Source organism: Mycobacterium sp. B14F4, assembly GCF_039871645.1.
Classification (GTDB): Bacteria; Actinomycetota; Actinomycetes; order Mycobacteriales; family Mycobacteriaceae; genus Mycobacterium.
Window position 1 is genome coordinate 628,869 of record NZ_JBDPMF010000001.1, and the last position, 16,410, is coordinate 645,278.

At 64.4% G+C, this 16,410-nt stretch carries 15 protein-coding genes; 12 read left to right on the plus strand and 3 right to left on the minus strand.

Going from position 1 to position 16,410, the window contains the following annotated elements:
- Window positions 1-13: 13 nt before the first annotated feature.
- The 8 genes from ABGB19_RS03110 to ABGB19_RS03145 all read left to right on the plus strand — a co-directional run bounded on the left by ABGB19_RS03110 (window position 14) and on the right by ABGB19_RS03145 (window position 9,806).
- On the plus strand, window positions 14-865 hold the full coding sequence (locus ABGB19_RS03110; RefSeq protein ID WP_347684696.1) for an AAA family ATPase: 852 nt from the start codon (window positions 14-16) through the stop codon (window positions 863-865).
- Between the two features lie 90 nt (window positions 866-955).
- Window positions 956-2,071 carry an ABC transporter substrate-binding protein gene (locus tag ABGB19_RS03115; RefSeq protein WP_347683861.1) on the plus strand — a complete coding sequence of 372 codons (1,116 nt, stop codon included), beginning with the start codon at window positions 956-958 and terminating at the stop codon, window positions 2,069-2,071.
- Between the two features lies 1 nt (window position 2,072).
- Window positions 2,073-3,212: a spirocyclase AveC family protein gene (locus tag ABGB19_RS03120; protein WP_347683863.1), complete on the plus strand. Its 1,140-nt coding sequence runs from the start codon at window positions 2,073-2,075 to the stop codon at window positions 3,210-3,212.
- A gap of 22 nt (window positions 3,213-3,234) precedes the next feature.
- A complete protein-coding gene (locus ABGB19_RS03125) occupies window positions 3,235-4,236 on the plus strand; it encodes an SDR family oxidoreductase (RefSeq protein WP_347683865.1) in 1,002 nt (333 codons plus the stop codon).
- A gap of 5 nt (window positions 4,237-4,241) precedes the next feature.
- Window positions 4,242-5,732, plus strand: coding sequence for an aldehyde dehydrogenase family protein (locus ABGB19_RS03130; RefSeq protein ID WP_347683868.1), 1,491 nt, complete (start codon window positions 4,242-4,244; stop codon window positions 5,730-5,732).
- Between the two features lie 48 nt (window positions 5,733-5,780).
- Window positions 5,781-6,998 carry a cytochrome P450 gene (locus ABGB19_RS03135; RefSeq protein WP_347683870.1) on the plus strand — a complete coding sequence of 406 codons (1,218 nt, stop codon included), beginning with the start codon at window positions 5,781-5,783 and terminating at the stop codon, window positions 6,996-6,998.
- 103 nt (window positions 6,999-7,101) lie between these two features.
- A complete protein-coding gene (locus ABGB19_RS03140; RefSeq protein WP_347683872.1) occupies window positions 7,102-8,379 on the plus strand; it encodes a cytochrome P450 in 1,278 nt (425 codons plus the stop codon).
- Window positions 8,380-8,420: 41 nt separating this feature from the next.
- Window positions 8,421-9,806 carry a wax ester/triacylglycerol synthase family O-acyltransferase gene (locus ABGB19_RS03145; RefSeq protein ID WP_347683874.1) on the plus strand — a complete coding sequence of 462 codons (1,386 nt, stop codon included), beginning with the start codon at window positions 8,421-8,423 and terminating at the stop codon, window positions 9,804-9,806.
- Window positions 9,807-9,822: 16 nt separating this feature from the next.
- On the opposite strand, the gene ABGB19_RS03150 is transcribed toward ABGB19_RS03145, so the two are convergent.
- Complete coding sequence (locus ABGB19_RS03150; protein ID WP_347683876.1) at window positions 9,823-10,632, minus strand: 1-acyl-sn-glycerol-3-phosphate acyltransferase; 810 nt, start codon at window positions 10,630-10,632, stop codon at window positions 9,823-9,825.
- A 167-nt stretch (window positions 10,633-10,799) separates the two neighbouring features.
- Window positions 10,800-12,101 carry a TetR/AcrR family transcriptional regulator gene (locus tag ABGB19_RS03155; RefSeq protein WP_347683878.1) on the minus strand — a complete coding sequence of 434 codons (1,302 nt, stop codon included), beginning with the start codon at window positions 12,099-12,101 and terminating at the stop codon, window positions 10,800-10,802.
- A gap of 416 nt (window positions 12,102-12,517) precedes the next feature.
- Between ABGB19_RS03155 and ABGB19_RS03160 the strand changes: the two genes are divergently transcribed.
- Window positions 12,518-13,396, plus strand: a complete 879-nt coding sequence (locus ABGB19_RS03160) for a mycofactocin-coupled SDR family oxidoreductase (RefSeq protein ID WP_347683880.1) — start codon at window positions 12,518-12,520, stop codon at window positions 13,394-13,396.
- A gap of 5 nt (window positions 13,397-13,401) precedes the next feature.
- Here the strand turns inward: ABGB19_RS03160 and ABGB19_RS03165 are convergent, their stop codons facing one another.
- Window positions 13,402-14,061, minus strand: a complete 660-nt coding sequence (locus ABGB19_RS03165) for a helix-turn-helix domain-containing protein (RefSeq protein ID WP_347683882.1) — start codon at window positions 14,059-14,061, stop codon at window positions 13,402-13,404.
- Between the two features lie 87 nt (window positions 14,062-14,148).
- On the opposite strand from ABGB19_RS03165, the gene ABGB19_RS03170 reads away from it, so the two are divergent.
- Genes ABGB19_RS03170 through ABGB19_RS03180 form a run of 3 tightly spaced genes read left to right on the plus strand, consistent with a single transcriptional unit; the run spans window position 14,149 to window position 16,403 of the window.
- Window positions 14,149-14,397, plus strand: coding sequence for a hypothetical protein (locus ABGB19_RS03170; protein WP_347684747.1), 249 nt, complete (start codon window positions 14,149-14,151; stop codon window positions 14,395-14,397).
- On the plus strand, window positions 14,394-15,179 hold the full coding sequence (locus ABGB19_RS03175) for a spirocyclase AveC family protein (protein ID WP_347683884.1): 786 nt from the start codon (window positions 14,394-14,396) through the stop codon (window positions 15,177-15,179). Before ABGB19_RS03170 ends, ABGB19_RS03175 begins: the two co-directional genes overlap by 4 nt.
- Window positions 15,180-15,197: 18 nt before the next feature.
- Complete coding sequence (locus tag ABGB19_RS03180) at window positions 15,198-16,403, plus strand: cytochrome P450 (RefSeq protein WP_347683886.1); 1,206 nt, start codon at window positions 15,198-15,200, stop codon at window positions 16,401-16,403.
- The last annotated feature ends 7 nt before the right edge of the window (window positions 16,404-16,410 follow it).

Sequence of the window (16,410 nt, forward strand, 5' to 3'; positions counted from 1 at the left end):
GGAAAGGAACGCAATGGCGAACGAGCCAGGGGTGGCGTATCAGAATGGTGTGATGCCGCAGGTCGAGTCCTCGCGCCCGTACTACCGGCCGGTGGGCAACGAGGAGGCGGTCTTCAAGGCCGCGTACCACCAGGGCTTGTCGCTGGTCCTGAAGGGCCCGACGGGGTGCGGCAAGACCCGATTCGTCGAGGCGATGGCCCACGACCTCGGCAGACAGCTGATCACAGTGGCCTGTCATGACGATCTCACCACGGCCGACCTGGTCGGCCGGTACCTGCTGCAGGGGGACGAGACCGTCTGGGTCGACGGCCCCTTGACGCGGGCCGTGCGTGAAGGGGCGATCTGCTACCTCGACGAGGTCGTCGAAGCGCGGCAGGACACGACCGTGGTGCTGCACCCCCTCGCCGATTACCGGCGGCAACTGCCGATCGAGCGGCTTGGCGTAACGCTCGACGCGGCACCGGGGTTCGGTCTCGTCGTGTCGTACAACCCCGGCTATCAGAGCGTCCTGAAGGATCTGAAGGACTCCACTCGGCAGCGTATGGTCGCCATCGAGTTCGGCTTCCCCGCGCCCGACGTGGAGGAGGGCATCGTCGCCCACGAGGCGGGCGTCGAGCCTGCCACTGCTGCCGAACTCGTGCGGTTCGGTCAGGCCATCCGCCGACTGGAAACGGGGGGACTGCGCGAAGTCGCGTCGACCCGCGTGCTCATCGCCGCAGGCAGATTGATCGCCGAGGGCCTGACCGCGCGTGACGCGGCGAGGGCGGCGATCGCCGGGCCACTCACCGACGACGTGTCGGTCGGGCGCGGCCTGAACGAGATGATCGACGTCTACCTGGGCGAACCGAGCCCATCCGATCATTGACGTTCCTCGGCAGCGACGGCTAGGGTCTGAACAAATATTAGGTCGCGTCGACCCGGCGGCCGATCCACAGCCCATCCTCACGGAGGTCACATGTCCTACGAGAGCACTGCAGAGCCGATCAAGGTCGGCTATTTGATGGACTTCACCCTGCCGCCCGGCTTCCCCGAGGAGTTGTTCGCCTCGTTCACCCAGTGCTTCGACCTCATCTTCGAAGAGGCCCTCGAGCAGGGTCTGATGGACCGCCCTGTGAAGATGATCTACCGCGAGGTGGAGGGCCTGCCAAAGGGTTCCGTCAAGGCGGTTATAGATGCCTACGGTGAACTCGTCGACGAGGGCTGCCTGGTGGTGTTCGGTCCCAACATCACCGACAACTGCGTGCCGCTGCGCGAGGTGATCGAAGAGCGCTTCAAGGTGCCGGCCATCAGCGTCACGGGCACCGACGACTGGCTGGGTGAATGGACCTTCGCATTCCCCCAGGGCTCGATGACCGATGAGCCGATCTTCCTGGCCGACCTCATCGCCAAGAGGGGACTCACCGAGATCGGCGTTCTGGTCGAGCAGAGCCTCATCGGTGAGAGCTACCTGAAGAACCTCCGAAGTGCGTGCGCCCGCAAGGGTATTCGGATAGTTGCAGAGGTATCGATCGCACAGACGGCACAGGACATCAATGCGGCCGTGCAAACGCTGCACGACGCCAAGGCCGAGGCCATCGTGCACCTCGGCTTCGGGTTCGGGATCGTCTTCATCAATCCGGCGCTGGAGGCACTCGACTGGGACCCGCCGAGGTTCACCACCACCGCGTTCCAGAACGCGTGGGTCAACCCGATCATGTGGAACGCGTTCATGGGTTGGGTGGGCGTCGATCAGTACGACGAGGAAAACCGCGTCGGGCAGGACTTCCTGGACCGGTACGCCGAGAAGTACGACGGCAGTCGCCCCGAGTTCTGCGTGACGGTGGTTAACCGTGACGTGGCCGCGACCCTGGTGCGCGCGTTCACCGATGCGCATCCGCTGAGCCCGCGTGGCGTCAAAGAGGCTTTGGAGCGGGTCAAGATGTTGCCGGCCGCATCGGGTGCGCCGGGAACCCGGGTGTCGCTGGGCAAGTGGACCCGTCGCGCCTGGATGGGTTCCGGCTATCTGGTGGCGCGCACGCTCGACGCCGACGGCATCAACTCACATCTGGTCGACCGATTCGGGGAGGAATGACATGACGACGCAGGACTCCAAACCGCTGGACGCCGAGTCGAAAGCGGCTGATTCGACGCGTAAGGGGCCGAACTGGGGCCGGGTGATCGCGCTGCTCGCGTGGCTCGGCTTTCTCGGCCTGTTCGCCGCGGTCGGTCGTACCGAGGTCGACCCCCGCGTCGCCAACCCGAACGTCGAGGGCAGGCCCCGTCCGGTCGAGTTCCTGACCGCATTCGACCAGTGGCAGATCATCCCACAGGTCGGCGCCGTGATCATCGTCGTGGTGTTCACCGTCATGTTCATCGTCGGCTGGCGCAGAAACCCCGGCAGTCCGGTGCTGCTCATGGTCTTGTGCACCACGCTGATCGTGTGGCAGGACCCGATCATGAACTGGTCGCCGTACGCGGTGTACAACCCGATGCTGCTGCACTGGCCGGAATCCTGGTTGCTGATCATGATGTCGCCGACGGTTGAACCCTTCATCGTGTTCGGCTATGTCTTGTTCTACTTCGGCCCGTACTTCCCGGCGGTCTGGATCCTGCGCAAGATGCAGGCCAAGCGCGGTCCGGAGGCGTTCGTCGCCCGGCATCCGCTGGTCAGCCTGGGCGCACTGGTACTGGTGATCGGCTTCATCTTCGACGCCATTCTCGAGATCAGCTTGGTGCGCACGGGCCTCTACATCTATTCGCAGGCAATCCCTTTCGGAACGCTGTTCCCGGGTTCGACGTTCCAGTTCCCGCTGATCTGGGAATCGCTGTCGGTGACCTTCGTGATGATTCCGGCGGCTCTACTCGTCTACCGCGACGACACGGGCAAGTCGGTGGCGGAGAAACTCGCTGCAAAGGCGAAGCTCTTCCCGAAGAAGCCGGTGCTCGGCACGTTTCTGGTGATGTTCGCGATCATCAACGTGTCCTACTTCGCCTACGGCAGTTGGTTCTGGGCGATCAAGGCCAGCGGGTTGGCGACGTCGGTTGCCTGCCCGTGGCCGTACCCCGAGGCCAAGGTGTACGACCCGCAAGGGTACTACAGGGCGAACGGAGCCGAGGGGCCGTATTCGGTAGGCAAATGGTCCACCTGGCAGCAGGGCCCGTTCCGCAACACCGACGTCGAGCTGGGTTCGAAGAGCAACCGGTGTGCAACGGAAGGTCAGGATGGGCGATGAGCGCTTGCGCGAAGAGCGGACTGTGACTGACCCGCGCACCGTCGTCATCACCGGCGCCTCCCGCGGACTCGGGTTCGCGTCGACCGTGCGTCTCTGTCGGGAGGGGTGGTGCGTGGTCGCGGCGATGCGCACCCCGGACCGCGGAATGCCGTTGCTGCGCGAGGCAATCGGTGCCGCGGTTGACGACGACCGACTGATCGGTGTCCAACTCGACCTGACGGATGCCGCGTCGATCTCGGCCGCGGCCAAGACAATCGAGGAGACCGTCGGCGCACCCTACGGACTCGTCCACAATGCCGGAATCTCGGCCGCCGGAATGGTCGAGGAAACCGACATGGACTTGTGGCAGAACATGCTCACCACCCATGTCATGGGTCCGGTGGCGCTCACCAAGGCGCTGTTGCCATCGATGCGGGCTGCCGGACAGGGGCGCATAGTGCTCGTCTCCAGTGCGGGCGGCGTGCGCGGCCAACCCGGCATCGCACCGTACTCCGCGGCCAAGGGTGCGCTGGAGCGGTGGGGTGAATCCATGGCAGGTGAAATCGCGCCGTTCGGCCTGGGCGTCACCATCCTGGTGACGGGAACGTACGACACCGACATCATCACCGACGCGGGCACCACCGATGACCGTGACTTCGGTGGCCCCTACGCTCGGCTGCACAACACCATGAACACCCGCGGACGATTCGCGGTCAGTTTCGCGCGGCCCCCTGAGAAGTTCACCGAGGGACTTCTCAAGGCACTGGACGACCGGGGCTCGTTCAAGCGCCGCGGTGTGGGTCCGGACGCCTCAATGTTGTTGACGCTCAACCGTATCCTTCCCGCGGCGAGTATGCACCATGTGTCCCGGATCGTGATGGGCATTCCACGATACGGCGCGATGCGTGGCGGAGCGTATCCGCTGACAGCGGCGCAGCGTGTGATGGTGTTCGCGGCCCGCGTGCTTCCACAGTCGGTGTTGCAGCGACTGGCGTCGCTCGCCATGCGGCTTTCTCCCGCCAAGACAACGACAGAGGAAAAGTGAGAACAGTGGCTGACACAGCGAAGGTCGACTTTGAGTCGCGGATGATGATCGACGGCAAGCTCGTCGACGGCGAGGCGGGAACGTTCACCAACATCAACCCGGCCAACGAAGAGGTGCTCGGCGAGGTCGCGGACGCCTCGAAGGCCGACATGAACCGTGCCATCGATGCCGCTCGCCGATCGTTCGACGAGACGGACTGGTCGACCAATCGTGAGCTTCGCAAGCGCTGCCTCCTGCAACTGCACGACGCGATCGAGAGCGAACGCGAAGAGTTGCGCGAGGAGCTCATCCGCGAGGTCGGGGCGCCGCGCGCGGTGACGCACGGCCCGCATTTGGATGCGCCGCTCGAGGACGGTCTGAAATACCCGGCCAGGTTGATCGACACTTTCCCGTGGGAGACCGATCTCGGTGACAAGGTCGTGTCGGTGACCGGCGTCAACACCCGCCGGAAGGTGTGGCACGAGCCGGTCGGGGTGGTCGGCGCCATCGTGCCGTGGAACTTCCCGTTCGAAGTCACGCTCAACAAGCTGGGGCAGGCGTTGGCGACGGGCAACACGGTCGTCTTGAAGCCCGCTCCGAACACACCGTTCAACGCGACGCGGCTTGGCCGGCTCATCGCCGAGAAGACCGACTTCCCACCGGGAGTCGTCAATGTCGTCACCGCCTCCGACCACTTCGTCGGCGAGGAACTGACGCTGTCCCCGAAGGTCGACATGATCTCCTTCACGGGATCGACCGTGGTGGGCAAGCGCATCATGGAGAAGGGTGCGGCCACGATGAAGCGGCTGTTCCTCGAACTCGGCGGCAAGTCGGCGACCATCGTGCTGGAGGACGCAGACTTCAACACGGCCTGCCTGATCGGCATCGGTCCGCTGATGCACGCGGGGCAGGGATGCGCGGCGCCGACCCGGATGCTGCTGCCGCGGTCCCGTTACGACGAGGGTGTGGCGATCCTGCAAGGCATCTACGAGAACATCAAGGCCGGCGATCCCCAGGATCCGGGCACGATCTGCGGTCCGGTGATCTCTGCCAAGCAGCAGTCGCGCATCCTCGGCTACATCCAGAAGGGCGTCGACGAGGGCGCGACCATGCTCGTGGGCAGCACCGAGCCGCCGAGGGACTTCGACAAGGGCTTTTGGGTCGGCCCAACACTTTTCACCGACGTCGACAACAAGATGACCATCGCCCAGGAGGAGATCTTCGGACCCGTCTTGGCCGTCCTTCCCTACGAGGACGAAGAAGACGCCATCCGGATCGCCAACGACAGTGTCTACGGCCTCGCAGGCAACGTGATGTCGGGAACACTCGAGCATTCGCTGGCGGTCGCACGTCGACTGCGTGCGGGTTTCATCGGCCTCAACGGCACCGCGGGCTACGGCGCGGACACGCCGTTCGGTGGTTACAAGGAAAGCGGCGTCGGCCGACAGAACGGGATCGTGGGGTTCAGCCAGTACACGGAAGTCAAGTCCGTTGCCTACCCGGCCGATGAGCGCTAGCGCGAAGATCATCGGTCCGAACAGGAATAACAGCAGCAAGGAGCAGTAATGGAACAGCTATTCAACGATCTCGAGGATTTCGGATCCTTCGACGACGCGATCTCCGGTGACGTGCGTGATCCGTACACCGAGTTGGCGCGGATACGGCGTGAGGAACCGGTCCAGCGACTGGAGACCTCCGGTGCACTGCCCCACGAGGAATCGCTGCCGATGTTCATCGTGTACCGCTATGAGGACGTCCAGCAGATGCTCCGGGACAACGAGACGTTCTCCTCGGCCGCCGTCATCGCGGCGTTCGGACCGGTGCTGGGCGAGGGTGTGATGCTCGGCATGGACGAACCGATCCACGGCAGGCTGCGGTCGCTGGTGCAGAAGGCCTTCACCCAGAAGGCGTTGGCGCGCTGGCAAGACGAATTGGTCGGCCGCGTGGCCAACGGCTTGATCGACAAGTTCGCGGCCAACGGCAAGGCGGACCTGGTCAAGGAGTTCACCTTCGACTATCCCAGCCAGATCATCGCGGGTCTGCTGGGCTTGCCGGAGGAGGACTACCCGCAATTCCAGCGCTGGTCGATCTCGCTTCTGAGCTGGATCATGAATCCCGAACGCGGACTGGCGGCCTCAGCTGCCCTGTGCGACTACTTCGCGCCGATTCTCGAAGCGCGTCGCGCGGAACCCAAGGAGGACCTGATCAGCGCGCTCGCCGCGGCGGAGATCGACGGGCAGAAGCTCGCGGACGAGGAGATCTACTCTTTCCTTCGGCTGCTGTTGCCTGCCGGTGTCGAGACGACTTATCGGTCGTTGGGCAGCCTGCTGTTCGCTCTGTTGTCGAATCGGGACCAGCTCGAAGCGATCAAGGCCGATCGGTCCCTGCTGCCGCAGGCGATCGAAGAGGGTGTGCGGTGGGAGCCGCCGCTGTTGACGATCACCCGCGTGGCGACCCGCGACACCGAGCTCGGTGGTGTCGCGATCCCAGCCGGCGCAACCGTGATGCCGATGCTGGGGTCCACAACGCGGCAGGAAGACCGTTATCCGGATCCGGACAAGTTCGACATCTTCCGTCCAGCGAAGAGTCATTTGGCTTGGGGACACGGTGTGCACGTCTGCCTGGGGATGCACCTCGCGCGCCTCGAGATGCGCACTGCCATCAACCTTCTGCTCGACCGCCTGCCCAACCTGCGGCTCGACCCCGACGCGGATGACCCCCATATTCGCGGTCAGGTGTTCCGTTCGCCGACCTCCGTGCCCGTGCTGTTCGATCCGCAGTAGGAGATCTGTCGGCAGCGTGACCGTCGCCCCCAGCCGAGGGCGCGGCCTGTAACCTAATGTTTGTTCAGTACACGTTCGCACTGACCTTGAGCGAGGAGACGCAATGAGCGATTTGGAGTCGGTCGACTACTTCACCGACATGTCGCTGGTCCCCGATCCGTACGGCTATTTCGACCAGTTGCGCTCGAAGTGCCCCGTGCAGTACGCGACGCCGTACGGCGTGATGGCGGTGACGGGTCATCAGGAGGCGCTCGCCGCGTACAAGGACCCGGCGATGTCGTCGTGTGTCGCGGTGGCGGGGCCGTTTCCGCCGTTGCCGTTCACGCCGGAGGGTGACGACATCAGTGCTCAGATCGAGGAGCACCGCGCCGCCATTCCGATGGCCGAACATGTCGTGACGATGGACGGCGAGGCGCACCAGAAGACGCGGGGGCTCCTGAGCAAGCTGATCACCCCGAAACGGCTCAGCGAGAACGAAGATTTCATGTGGCGCCTCGTCGATCAGCAACTCGACAAGGTCCTCGACCGCGGCTCTTGCGAATTCATGGAGGAATTCGCCAAGCCGCTGGCGCTGCTGGTGGTCGCCGACCTGCTCGGCGTGCCGACCGAGGATCATCAAGAGTTCAAGCAGATGATGGGCGCCGAACCGCTCGGTGAGGTCGAGGGCAACCAGGGCGGAACCGTGGCGCACAACCCTCTTGCGTGGCTCGACGAGAAGTTCACGTCTTACATCAGCGACCGCCGTCGACAGCCGCGGGCGGACGTGCTGACAGAGCTCGCGGCAGCGACATACCCCGACGGGTCGGTGCCCGAGGTCGACGACGTCGTCAAGCTCGCGACGTTCCTCTTCGCCGCCGGTACGGATACGACAACCAAGCTCGTCAGCACCGCGATGCGAATGATCGGAGAGCGTCCCGACATTCAGCAGTCACTCCGCGGCGACCGCGGACAGATTCCGGCGTTCCTCGAGGAGTGCCTGCGAATGGAGAGCCCCGTCAAGAGTCATTTTCGGTTGGCGCGTACCTCGACCACGATAGGTGACGTCGAAATCCCGGCCGGCACAATCCTGATGATGCTTCCCGGCGCGAGCAATCGCGATCCGCGCAAGTTCGAGAATCCGCACGAGTTCAACCACGACCGCAACAATGTGCGCGAGCATGTGGCGTTCGGACGAGGGCCACACTCCTGCCCGGGCTCTCCACTGGCTCGCGCCGAGGCTCGCATTGCGATCAATCGGATCTTGGATCGGATGACCGACATCCGCATCTCCGAAGAGATGCACGGGCCCGCTGAGGACCGAAAGTACGAGTACGAGCCGACATTCATCATGCGTGGCCTCACGGCGCTGCACGTGGAGTACGACCCGCTGCCTGAGGACTGACCGCCGAAGTGCGCCGTGTTCACGATCTGCGAGAGTAAGCAGTGAAGCGCCTGAACGGCATGGACGCCCTGCTGCTCTACAGCGAGACGCCCAACGTGCACACGCATACGCTCAAGATCGCCTTCCTCGGAACAGGTGACCGCGGCGCGCCCCCCGGGTTCGACGCGTTTCGTGATGCGCTCGAGCGACGTCTGCACCTCCTCGAGCCCCTGCGATACAAACTCGTGGACATCCCATGGCGACTGCACCACCCGATGTGGCTCCAGAATTGCGAGGTCGATCTCGACTATCACCTGCGCCGTGTCCGGATACCCGAGCCCGGGGGCAGACGCGAACTGCACCGTGTGATCGGCGAAATCGCGAGCACACCGTTGGACCGGCGCTATCCATTGTGGGAATTCCACTTCGCCGACGGTCTGGCGGACGGGAGGTGGGTGCTGATCGGCAAGGTGCACCATGCGTTGGCAGACGGGATCGCGTCGGCCAACCTGATGGGTCGCTTGATGGATGCGGACCGGCCGGCGACGGACGAGCCGATCACCGTCGAAGCATGCGCGCCGCCGTCGTCGGGGGAGTTGTTGGCGGCCGCAGGTCGTGACCACCTCCGTCAACTGGCCGAGTTGCCGAGCGTCGTTCGCGACGCCCTATCCGGCTACCGGCGGCTGCGCCGGCGTTCCCACCAGCGCGGCGATCAACGGGAACACTTCGCTCGACCGATGCACGCGCCGGCAACATTCCTCAACCATGTGATCTCGCCGGTGCGAAGATTCGCCAGCGAGACATTGCCGCTCGGAGAGGTCAAGGAGACCGCCAAACACCTGCGCGTGACTGTCAACGATGTGGTACTTGCCATGGCGGCGGGAGCTTTGCGCACGTTGTCGTTGCGCTACGACGGAATTGCCGATGTGCCGATCGTCGCGTCGATCCCGCTCAGCACCGACCACTCGGCCGACCGGATCACGGGCAACGAGATCGGTGGTTTGGCAGTGTCCTTACCTGTTCACGTCGACGACCCGCTGGAGCGCGTGCGGCTCATCTCCGAGTCCACCACCAGCGCAAAGCAGACCCAGCAGCTCTTCGACCCGGAGCTGTATGGACGGCTGATGGGCTATATACCTCCTGCCGTTGCCGGCCCGATACTGCAGTGGGTCGCACAACACGACACCGACCGGCGCCTGATGAACTTACCGATTTCCAACGTCCCTGGCCCGCGCGCGTATGGCCACTTCGACGGGGCTCGTGTGGACGAGATCTACTCGGTGGGCCCGTTGGCCCCAGGATGTGGGGTCAACATCACCGTGTGGAGCTATGTCGACCAGCTGAACATCTCGGTTCTCGCTGATGATCTGACCTTGCGAGGAGTCGACGAAGCCACCGAGGCGCTTGCGGGGGCGTTCGCGGAACTCCGCGGCGCCTGCAGGCTGTAGGAATCATCGGGTGGCCTCATCCCAGGACGGGGAAGCGACGCCGGCGGCCGAGTTCGTTCAACGCGGTCTGCATCACCGACCGAACGTGGGCGTCGACCTCGTCGATGTCCGGATCTCGACCGAACCGGCCGATGATGTCGATCGGCGGTAGCACCTGCGTGACGACTTTCGTCGGCAGTGGGATGTTCACGGGCACGATCGCGCTCAGTCCGAAGGGGAACCCCAAGCTGATCGGCAAGATGTCGGAGCGAAAACGTCTGAGGCCGAGGTGTTCTGCGAGCCAGGTGCCACGCGTCAGAAACAGCTGGCTCTGCTGTCCTCCGGTCGATACGACGGGAACGATAGGTGCGTTGGCCGCCAGTGCAGTTGCCACGTAACCGGTGCGGCCCTTGAAGTCGATGCTGTTCTCCGCCCAGGTCGGCCGATAAGCGTCGTAGGTCCCGCCGGGAAACACCAGGACCACCGCGCCCGACTGCAGCGCTTCGATGGCTTCGGTGCGATTCGCGCGGATGAGGCCGATGCGCGACATCCACCCGCCGATCGGACCGGTGAACAACGCGGTGTGCCCCAAGGTCAGCACCGGCCGATCGAAGCCGAATCGGTCGTAGTAGGCGGTGCTGAAGATCAACGTGTCGAGAGTAAGCATTCCGCCGGAGTGGTTGGACACCGTCAGGACGCCCCCGTCGGTGGGGAATCTCTCCAGACCGTTCACCTCCCATCGGAACCAGCGCTGGGAGATGGGGCGGGCGAAGTTGATCAGCCGGCGGGTGCTTTCCGGATCCCACCTCGGGTCGTCATCGCGTTTCGGGGCGGCGACGTCGTGCATGTGTCGAGTCCTTGACGAGTTACTTTGTGGCGGTGCGGGCATGGCTGCCCAATGCCGCCTGATTCCTGGGCCGCTCCTCCACGGTACGCCAGAACAACTATTTGGTCTATGCCCGTGGGCAAGAAATCTGACGTCGAGTGACTCATGACAGCGGCACGGTCAAGTAGTCAGGAATGGCGTTCGATGACACCGCGAATCGTCGTATCCCGAACGAGGATAAGCGCCTGACGCGTCCCCAGATCGCGGAGGATGTTCTCCGGGACCCAGCCGATGCCGATGACGCTGCGCGCCAGCAGTTCGTTCGACGGGCTGTCGATGCTGATCTCCCCAGATTGCATCCCCTCGGCCAGAAGGCTTTTCATCTGCCGCACCCGTTTGGTGAACAGATAGCCCGGATTCGACGTGTCGGGAGGGGACTGGCGCATCCACGCCAGCTGAATACGGAACTCGTCACCGAAGCGGTCCAGCGCGTTGGTGTTGATCCAGCTCAATGCGTCGATCTTCTCGATCGGCGACGCGTCGGTCTTGAGCACCTCCGTCCAGCCCATCGCGACCTTTTCGCCGAAGGACTGCATGATGGACGCCAGAAGCTCGTCTTTCGACCCGATCAGCCGGTACACCGTGCCGGTGCCGATCCCAGCCGCCGAAGCGATGTCGCGAACAGTCGTCACCTCGTAGCCCTTGCGTCCGAACTCCGCACGGGCGACGGCACGTACGTGGGCCGCCTTGTCGTCAATCTCGCTTTCGTCGCTCCATGACTTCACCACGGCATCGGCGGCGCGGAAGGCGGCAGACCCGTCCAAGTCGGCATCGCTGGGGGGCTCGGCGGCCAGTCCCTCGAGGATGATCCGGCAGAGCACGGTGGCGAGCTTGTCGGCACCGGCGGTGTGGCGGATCACGTCCAGGCCGACGTGAAGCATCGTCTGCACGATGCGGTCCGACAGGACGTTGAGATCGACGTCGGATCTGATGTAGCCGCTCCACCGAGCCGCCCTCAGCGTCTGCAGCATCGCCTGCAGCACCGCTGTCGGCCTTCTCTGCGCGAGCGCCACCAGCTCGGGGTTGGTACTCGGCCCCTCGTAGAACGACATCTGTAGTGCTGCGCGGTGAGTGACTGCGCATTGCGCGATCGCGGAGCTCAGGTCCACGATCCGATCGAAGGCAGAGTGCGACGACGGGTCGTCCAATTTGACCTGGGCGCGTTCGGCAATCCGGTCCAGGTCTTCGTGGTAACGCCTGAGCAGCTCGACAAGGATCGCTTCCTTGGATTCGAAGTGGTGATAGAGGCTGCCGGGCAGAATGCCGGCGGCATCGGCGATCTCCTGCAAGGAGGTCCGCAGTCCCGATGTGGCGATCAGCAGCGCGGCCGTCTGCAGTATTTCGGTACGCCTGGTGCCATCGTCGTACGCATTGCCGGCGTGGCTCGAGAAGCCAACTGCTCCCTTCCCCGCGTTGCGCTTTGGTGTCACGCGGCTTCGCCCCGCATCTCCTGCACGTTCTCGGCTCCCACCAGCAGTCATCTGACCCAATGTTTGGTAAAGGTTATCAGATCACGTGCGCATTTCGACGTTCCTGCCTGCTGAAACGCAGTTGTTGGGAGGCCAGGTGGAAGACACGTTTGGCAAGCTCGGTTCCAACTGGGTCGACGACCACCGGTGCTGTGGGTCGCCTCGACCGGCATCTGCCCGATGCGCGGACCGCGGCCGGCCATGCGTGCGGGACTGGAGAGGTCGATGGGTTCGAAGAATGCAGACGCACCCCGATAGAACGGCTCGACCCAAATTTTTGTCCCGCAAACTGTTGATCTGGTGGCCTGTATAAAATAGGTTTCGGTCATCGTTCTGTGCGGCAGCTCGGCCCGCGCACATGCTCAGCGGAGGTTTCAATGACCGGAAAGCTCGACGGCAAGGTCGCTTTCATCACCGGCGCGGCCCGCGGTCAGGGGCGCGCGCACGCGATCGCGATGGCCAAGGAAGGTGCCGACATCATCGCGGTCGACATCTGCCGTGACATCCCGTCGAATCCCTACCCGCTGGCGACGCCGGACGACCTCGCCGAGACCGAGCGCTCGATCAAAGAGATCGGACGGCGCGTCGTGGCACGTGTCGCCGACGTCCGCGAGCGCCACGAACTGCGCGATGCGGTCGAGGCCGGGTTGGCCGATCTCGGCAGAATCGACATCGTCGTCGCCAACGCGGGCATCCTGCCCATGGCCATGGGCAATCCCGATCCCATGGGTTTCGTCGACGCCTCCGACGTCGACCTGGTGGGCGTGATGAACACCGTCGCGGTCGCGATCCCGCACCTACCGGACGGTGCGTCGATTATCGTCACCGGTTCCACCGCCGGCATGATCCGCGGGACCACCACCAGCCCGGACATGGGTCCCGGCGGTGCCGGTTACGGATGGAGCAAGCGGATCGTGATGGAGTATGTCGACGAGATGTGTCTTCATCTGGCGCCGAGGATGATTCGGGTCAACGCGATCCATCCGACGAACTGCAACACGCACCTGCTGCAGAACGAGGGCATGTACGGCGTCTTCCGGCCCGACCTCAAGGCCGAGGGGAAAACACCGACGCGCGAGGACGCCGAACCGCTGTTCAGCCTCTTCCAGGCCATGCCGATCCCGTACATCGAGCCCGAGGACATGGCCAAGCTCGGGGTGTTCTTGGCCAGCGACGACAGTCGCTACATCACCGGCCAGCACATCCGGGTCGATGCCGGCTCACTGCTGAAGTGGCCCAACGGACCCGGCGGCTAGACCTGTCAGTCGGGGCGGTGCAGGAACCCGTGCAGCGTGGCCTGGACGAGTTCGTCGACGATCGCCTCGCGGGAGGGCGGCTTGTCGCCGAAGAAGGTGGACCGCAGCGCGACCATTCCGACGATCATCGCCACCGTCGATTGGGCGGGCAGGTCCGGCTGCCTCGGCCGCATCCCGCGTAACCGCATGCCCTCGGCGCTGATTCGGCCGAGCAGGCCGAGCGCGCGACGGATGTCGGCCACGCCGGTGGCCTCGATGTCGTCGTCGCTGAGTCCGTCCGATGCGACGAGCGTCAGCAACAGGCCCTGGTGCTCGACGAGGACGTCGTAGAGATGGCCGACGAACTGACGCGCCAACTCGGCCTCGTCGGTCTCCTCGGGGACGACGGCCTGCCAGGTCTTCGCGAACTCGTCGAGGAAGCTCGTGAAGGGCACCACCAGGGCTTCTCGGAACAGCCCCGCCTTCGAGCCGAAGTGGCGGAACAGGAGGTACTCACTGACCCCCGCGGCCTCGGCGATCTCGCGGGTCGTGGTACTGCGGTAATCCCGGCGCGCGAACAGATCTCGGGCGGCGTCGAGCAGGAGCCGGCGTGCCTCGCCGCGGGGCCTGCGCGCGGCGGGCGACTCGCCGGCGGTTCCCTTCTTCGACGAGCTTCGCTGGGGCACGGGAATTGACGATAGCCCTCCCTTGACCGGGTGCGTGGTAATAGTGTCCACTATTATTCGGAAGATCGTGGCGGAAGGAACGTGGTCGTGGGCCAACTCATCATGCTCGGAACGCTGTTCGGGCTGATCATCCTGATTTTCGGCGTGGTCGTCTATTTCGATCCGGAAGCACGCGGCGGCACAGGTGATGAGCGCTTGCGCGAAGAACAGACGGCCAGTGATGAGCGCTTGCGCGAAGAACAGACGGCCAGTGATGAGCGCTTGCGCGAAGAACAGACGGCCAGTGATGAGCGCTTGCGCGAAGAACAGACGGCCAGTGGAGAGCGTGACCGGTGAACGGCGAACTGACACCGCTGCTGGCGGCGGCCAATGCTTTCGGCTGGCTCAGCGGTATCTTCTTCACGGCCGCAGGCATCTACCTGAGCGTGCGCGGTCGGCGCCTGCATCCCTTGCTTCTCCTGTGCATCTGCGCGATCTCGTTCTCGTGGATCGAGGCGCCCTACGACTGGGCGATGTACGCCCAGTTCCCGCCGGGACTGCCGCGCATGCCGTCGTGGTGGCCGCTGAACATGACCTGGGGCGGCCTGCCCTCGTCGGTGCCGCTGGGCTACATCGGTTACTTCTGCATTCCCGCGGTCACCGGCGCGGCGATCGGGCGGCAATTGAGCGAGCGGTTCAACTGGCGTAGGCCAATCACGCTTCTGGTGGTCGGCCTGATCGTCGGCTTCTGCTGGGCCCTGGTGTTCAATGGCGGTCTCGGCGCCCAGATCGGGGTCTTCTACTACGCGTACGTCATCCCGGGGTTGGCCATCTTCGAGGGCACTCTGCACCAGTATCCGATCTACGACGCCATCGCGATGGGTATCCAGATGATGGTCTTCACCTATCTGCTCGGCCGGACGGACGTGCAGGGACGAAACGTCATCGAGATGTTCTCCGACAAGGTGTCGAAGACCCGCGTGCAATCGGTCGTCGTGTCCATCGTCTCGGTCATCGTCATCGGGAACGTCCTCTATGGCGCGGTTTTCGCGCCCCACCTGGTGACGAAACAGTTGGGATATGTGACCTCCGGCCCGAATGTGCAGTTGTTCCCGGGTGTACCGAACCAGCCCCGTTGATCTCAAGGAGTACTTGCTGTGACTGTCGACCCCTCCGTCGAGTTGTACTACGACCCCTTCGATTTCGCGATCGACGACAACCCGTACCCGGTGTGGAAACGGATGCGGGCAGAGGCGCCGCTGTACTTCAACGACAAGTACAACTTCTACGCGCTGTCGCGCTACGACGACGTCGCGCGCGCCCTACCGGACTGGGAGACCTACCGGTCGGGCCGGGGCACGACGGCCGACATCCTGTTCAGCGGCATCGAGGTGCCGCCGGGGATCCTGCTGTTCGAGGACCCGCCTCTGCACGACCTGCACCGCCGTTTGCTGTCCCGGGTCTTCACGCCTCGCCGGATGCTCGCGGTCGAAGAGCTGGTCCGTGGATTCTGTGCGCGCGCACTGGATCCGCTGCAAGACGCCGATGGTTTCGACTTCGTCAGCGATCTCGGCGCGATCATGCCGATGCGCACGATCGGCTACCTGCTCGGTATTCCCGAGGAGGGCCAGCAGCAGATCCGCGATCTCAACGACAAGAGCATCACGGTCGGTGCTCAGGAGTCGGGTGTGGCTGACCTCAGCCCGACGATCTTCTCCGATGCGATCGCAATGTTCGCCGAATACATCGAATGGCGGGCGACGCATCCGTCCGACGACCTGATGACGGAACTCCTGAACGCGGAGGTCGAAGAGCAGGACGGGACGCGTCGGCCACTCGAACGCACCGAAGTGCTCGCCTACACCGCGATGATCGCGGGTGCGGGCAACGAGACCACCGCCCGGCTCATCGGCTTCATGGGTCAGCTGCTCGGTGAACATCCCGACCAGCGTCGCCAACTCGTCACCGACCCGTCGCTGATCCCCTCCGCGGTGGAGGAGACGCTGCGCTACGAGCCGCCCTCGCCGGTGCAGGCGCGTTACGTGGCGCGCGACGTCGAGCTGTACGGCCACACAGTGACCGAAGGGTCATACATGCTGCTGCTCAACGGGTCCGCCAACCGCGACGACGCGCACTTCACCGATCCCGACCGCTACGACATCCACCGCAAAGGTGGTCACCTGAGCTTCGGGCAGGGGCTGCACTTCTGCCTGGGGTCGGCGCTGGCGCGACTCGAGGCGCGGGTCGCGTTCGAGGAGGTCCTCAAGCGGTGGACCGACTGGGACGTCGACTACGCCAACGCCAGCCGGGCGCGGACGTCCAGCGTGCGGGGCTGGGCGAGGTTACCCGTCAAGACCCGCTGATTCCGGG

Bases quoted from the DNA above. Each gene is read 5' to 3' on its own strand.
- ABGB19_RS03115 (WP_347683861.1), top strand. From the start codon at position 956: ATGTCCTACGAGAGCACTGCAGAGCCGATCAAGGTCGGCTATTTGATG.
- ABGB19_RS03120 (WP_347683863.1), top strand. From the start codon at position 2,073: ATGACGACGCAGGACTCCAAACCGCTGGACGCCGAGTCGAAAGCGGCT.
- ABGB19_RS03135 (WP_347683870.1), top strand. From the start codon at position 5,781: ATGGAACAGCTATTCAACGATCTCGAGGATTTCGGATCCTTCGACGAC.
- ABGB19_RS03110 (WP_347684696.1), top strand. From the start codon at position 14: ATGGCGAACGAGCCAGGGGTGGCGTATCAGAATGGTGTGATGCCGCAG.
- ABGB19_RS03150 (WP_347683876.1), bottom strand. From the start codon at position 10,632: ATGCACGACGTCGCCGCCCCGAAACGCGATGACGACCCGAGGTGGGAT.
- ABGB19_RS03160 (WP_347683880.1), top strand. From the start codon at position 12,518: ATGACCGGAAAGCTCGACGGCAAGGTCGCTTTCATCACCGGCGCGGCC.
- ABGB19_RS03140 (WP_347683872.1), top strand. From the start codon at position 7,102: ATGAGCGATTTGGAGTCGGTCGACTACTTCACCGACATGTCGCTGGTC.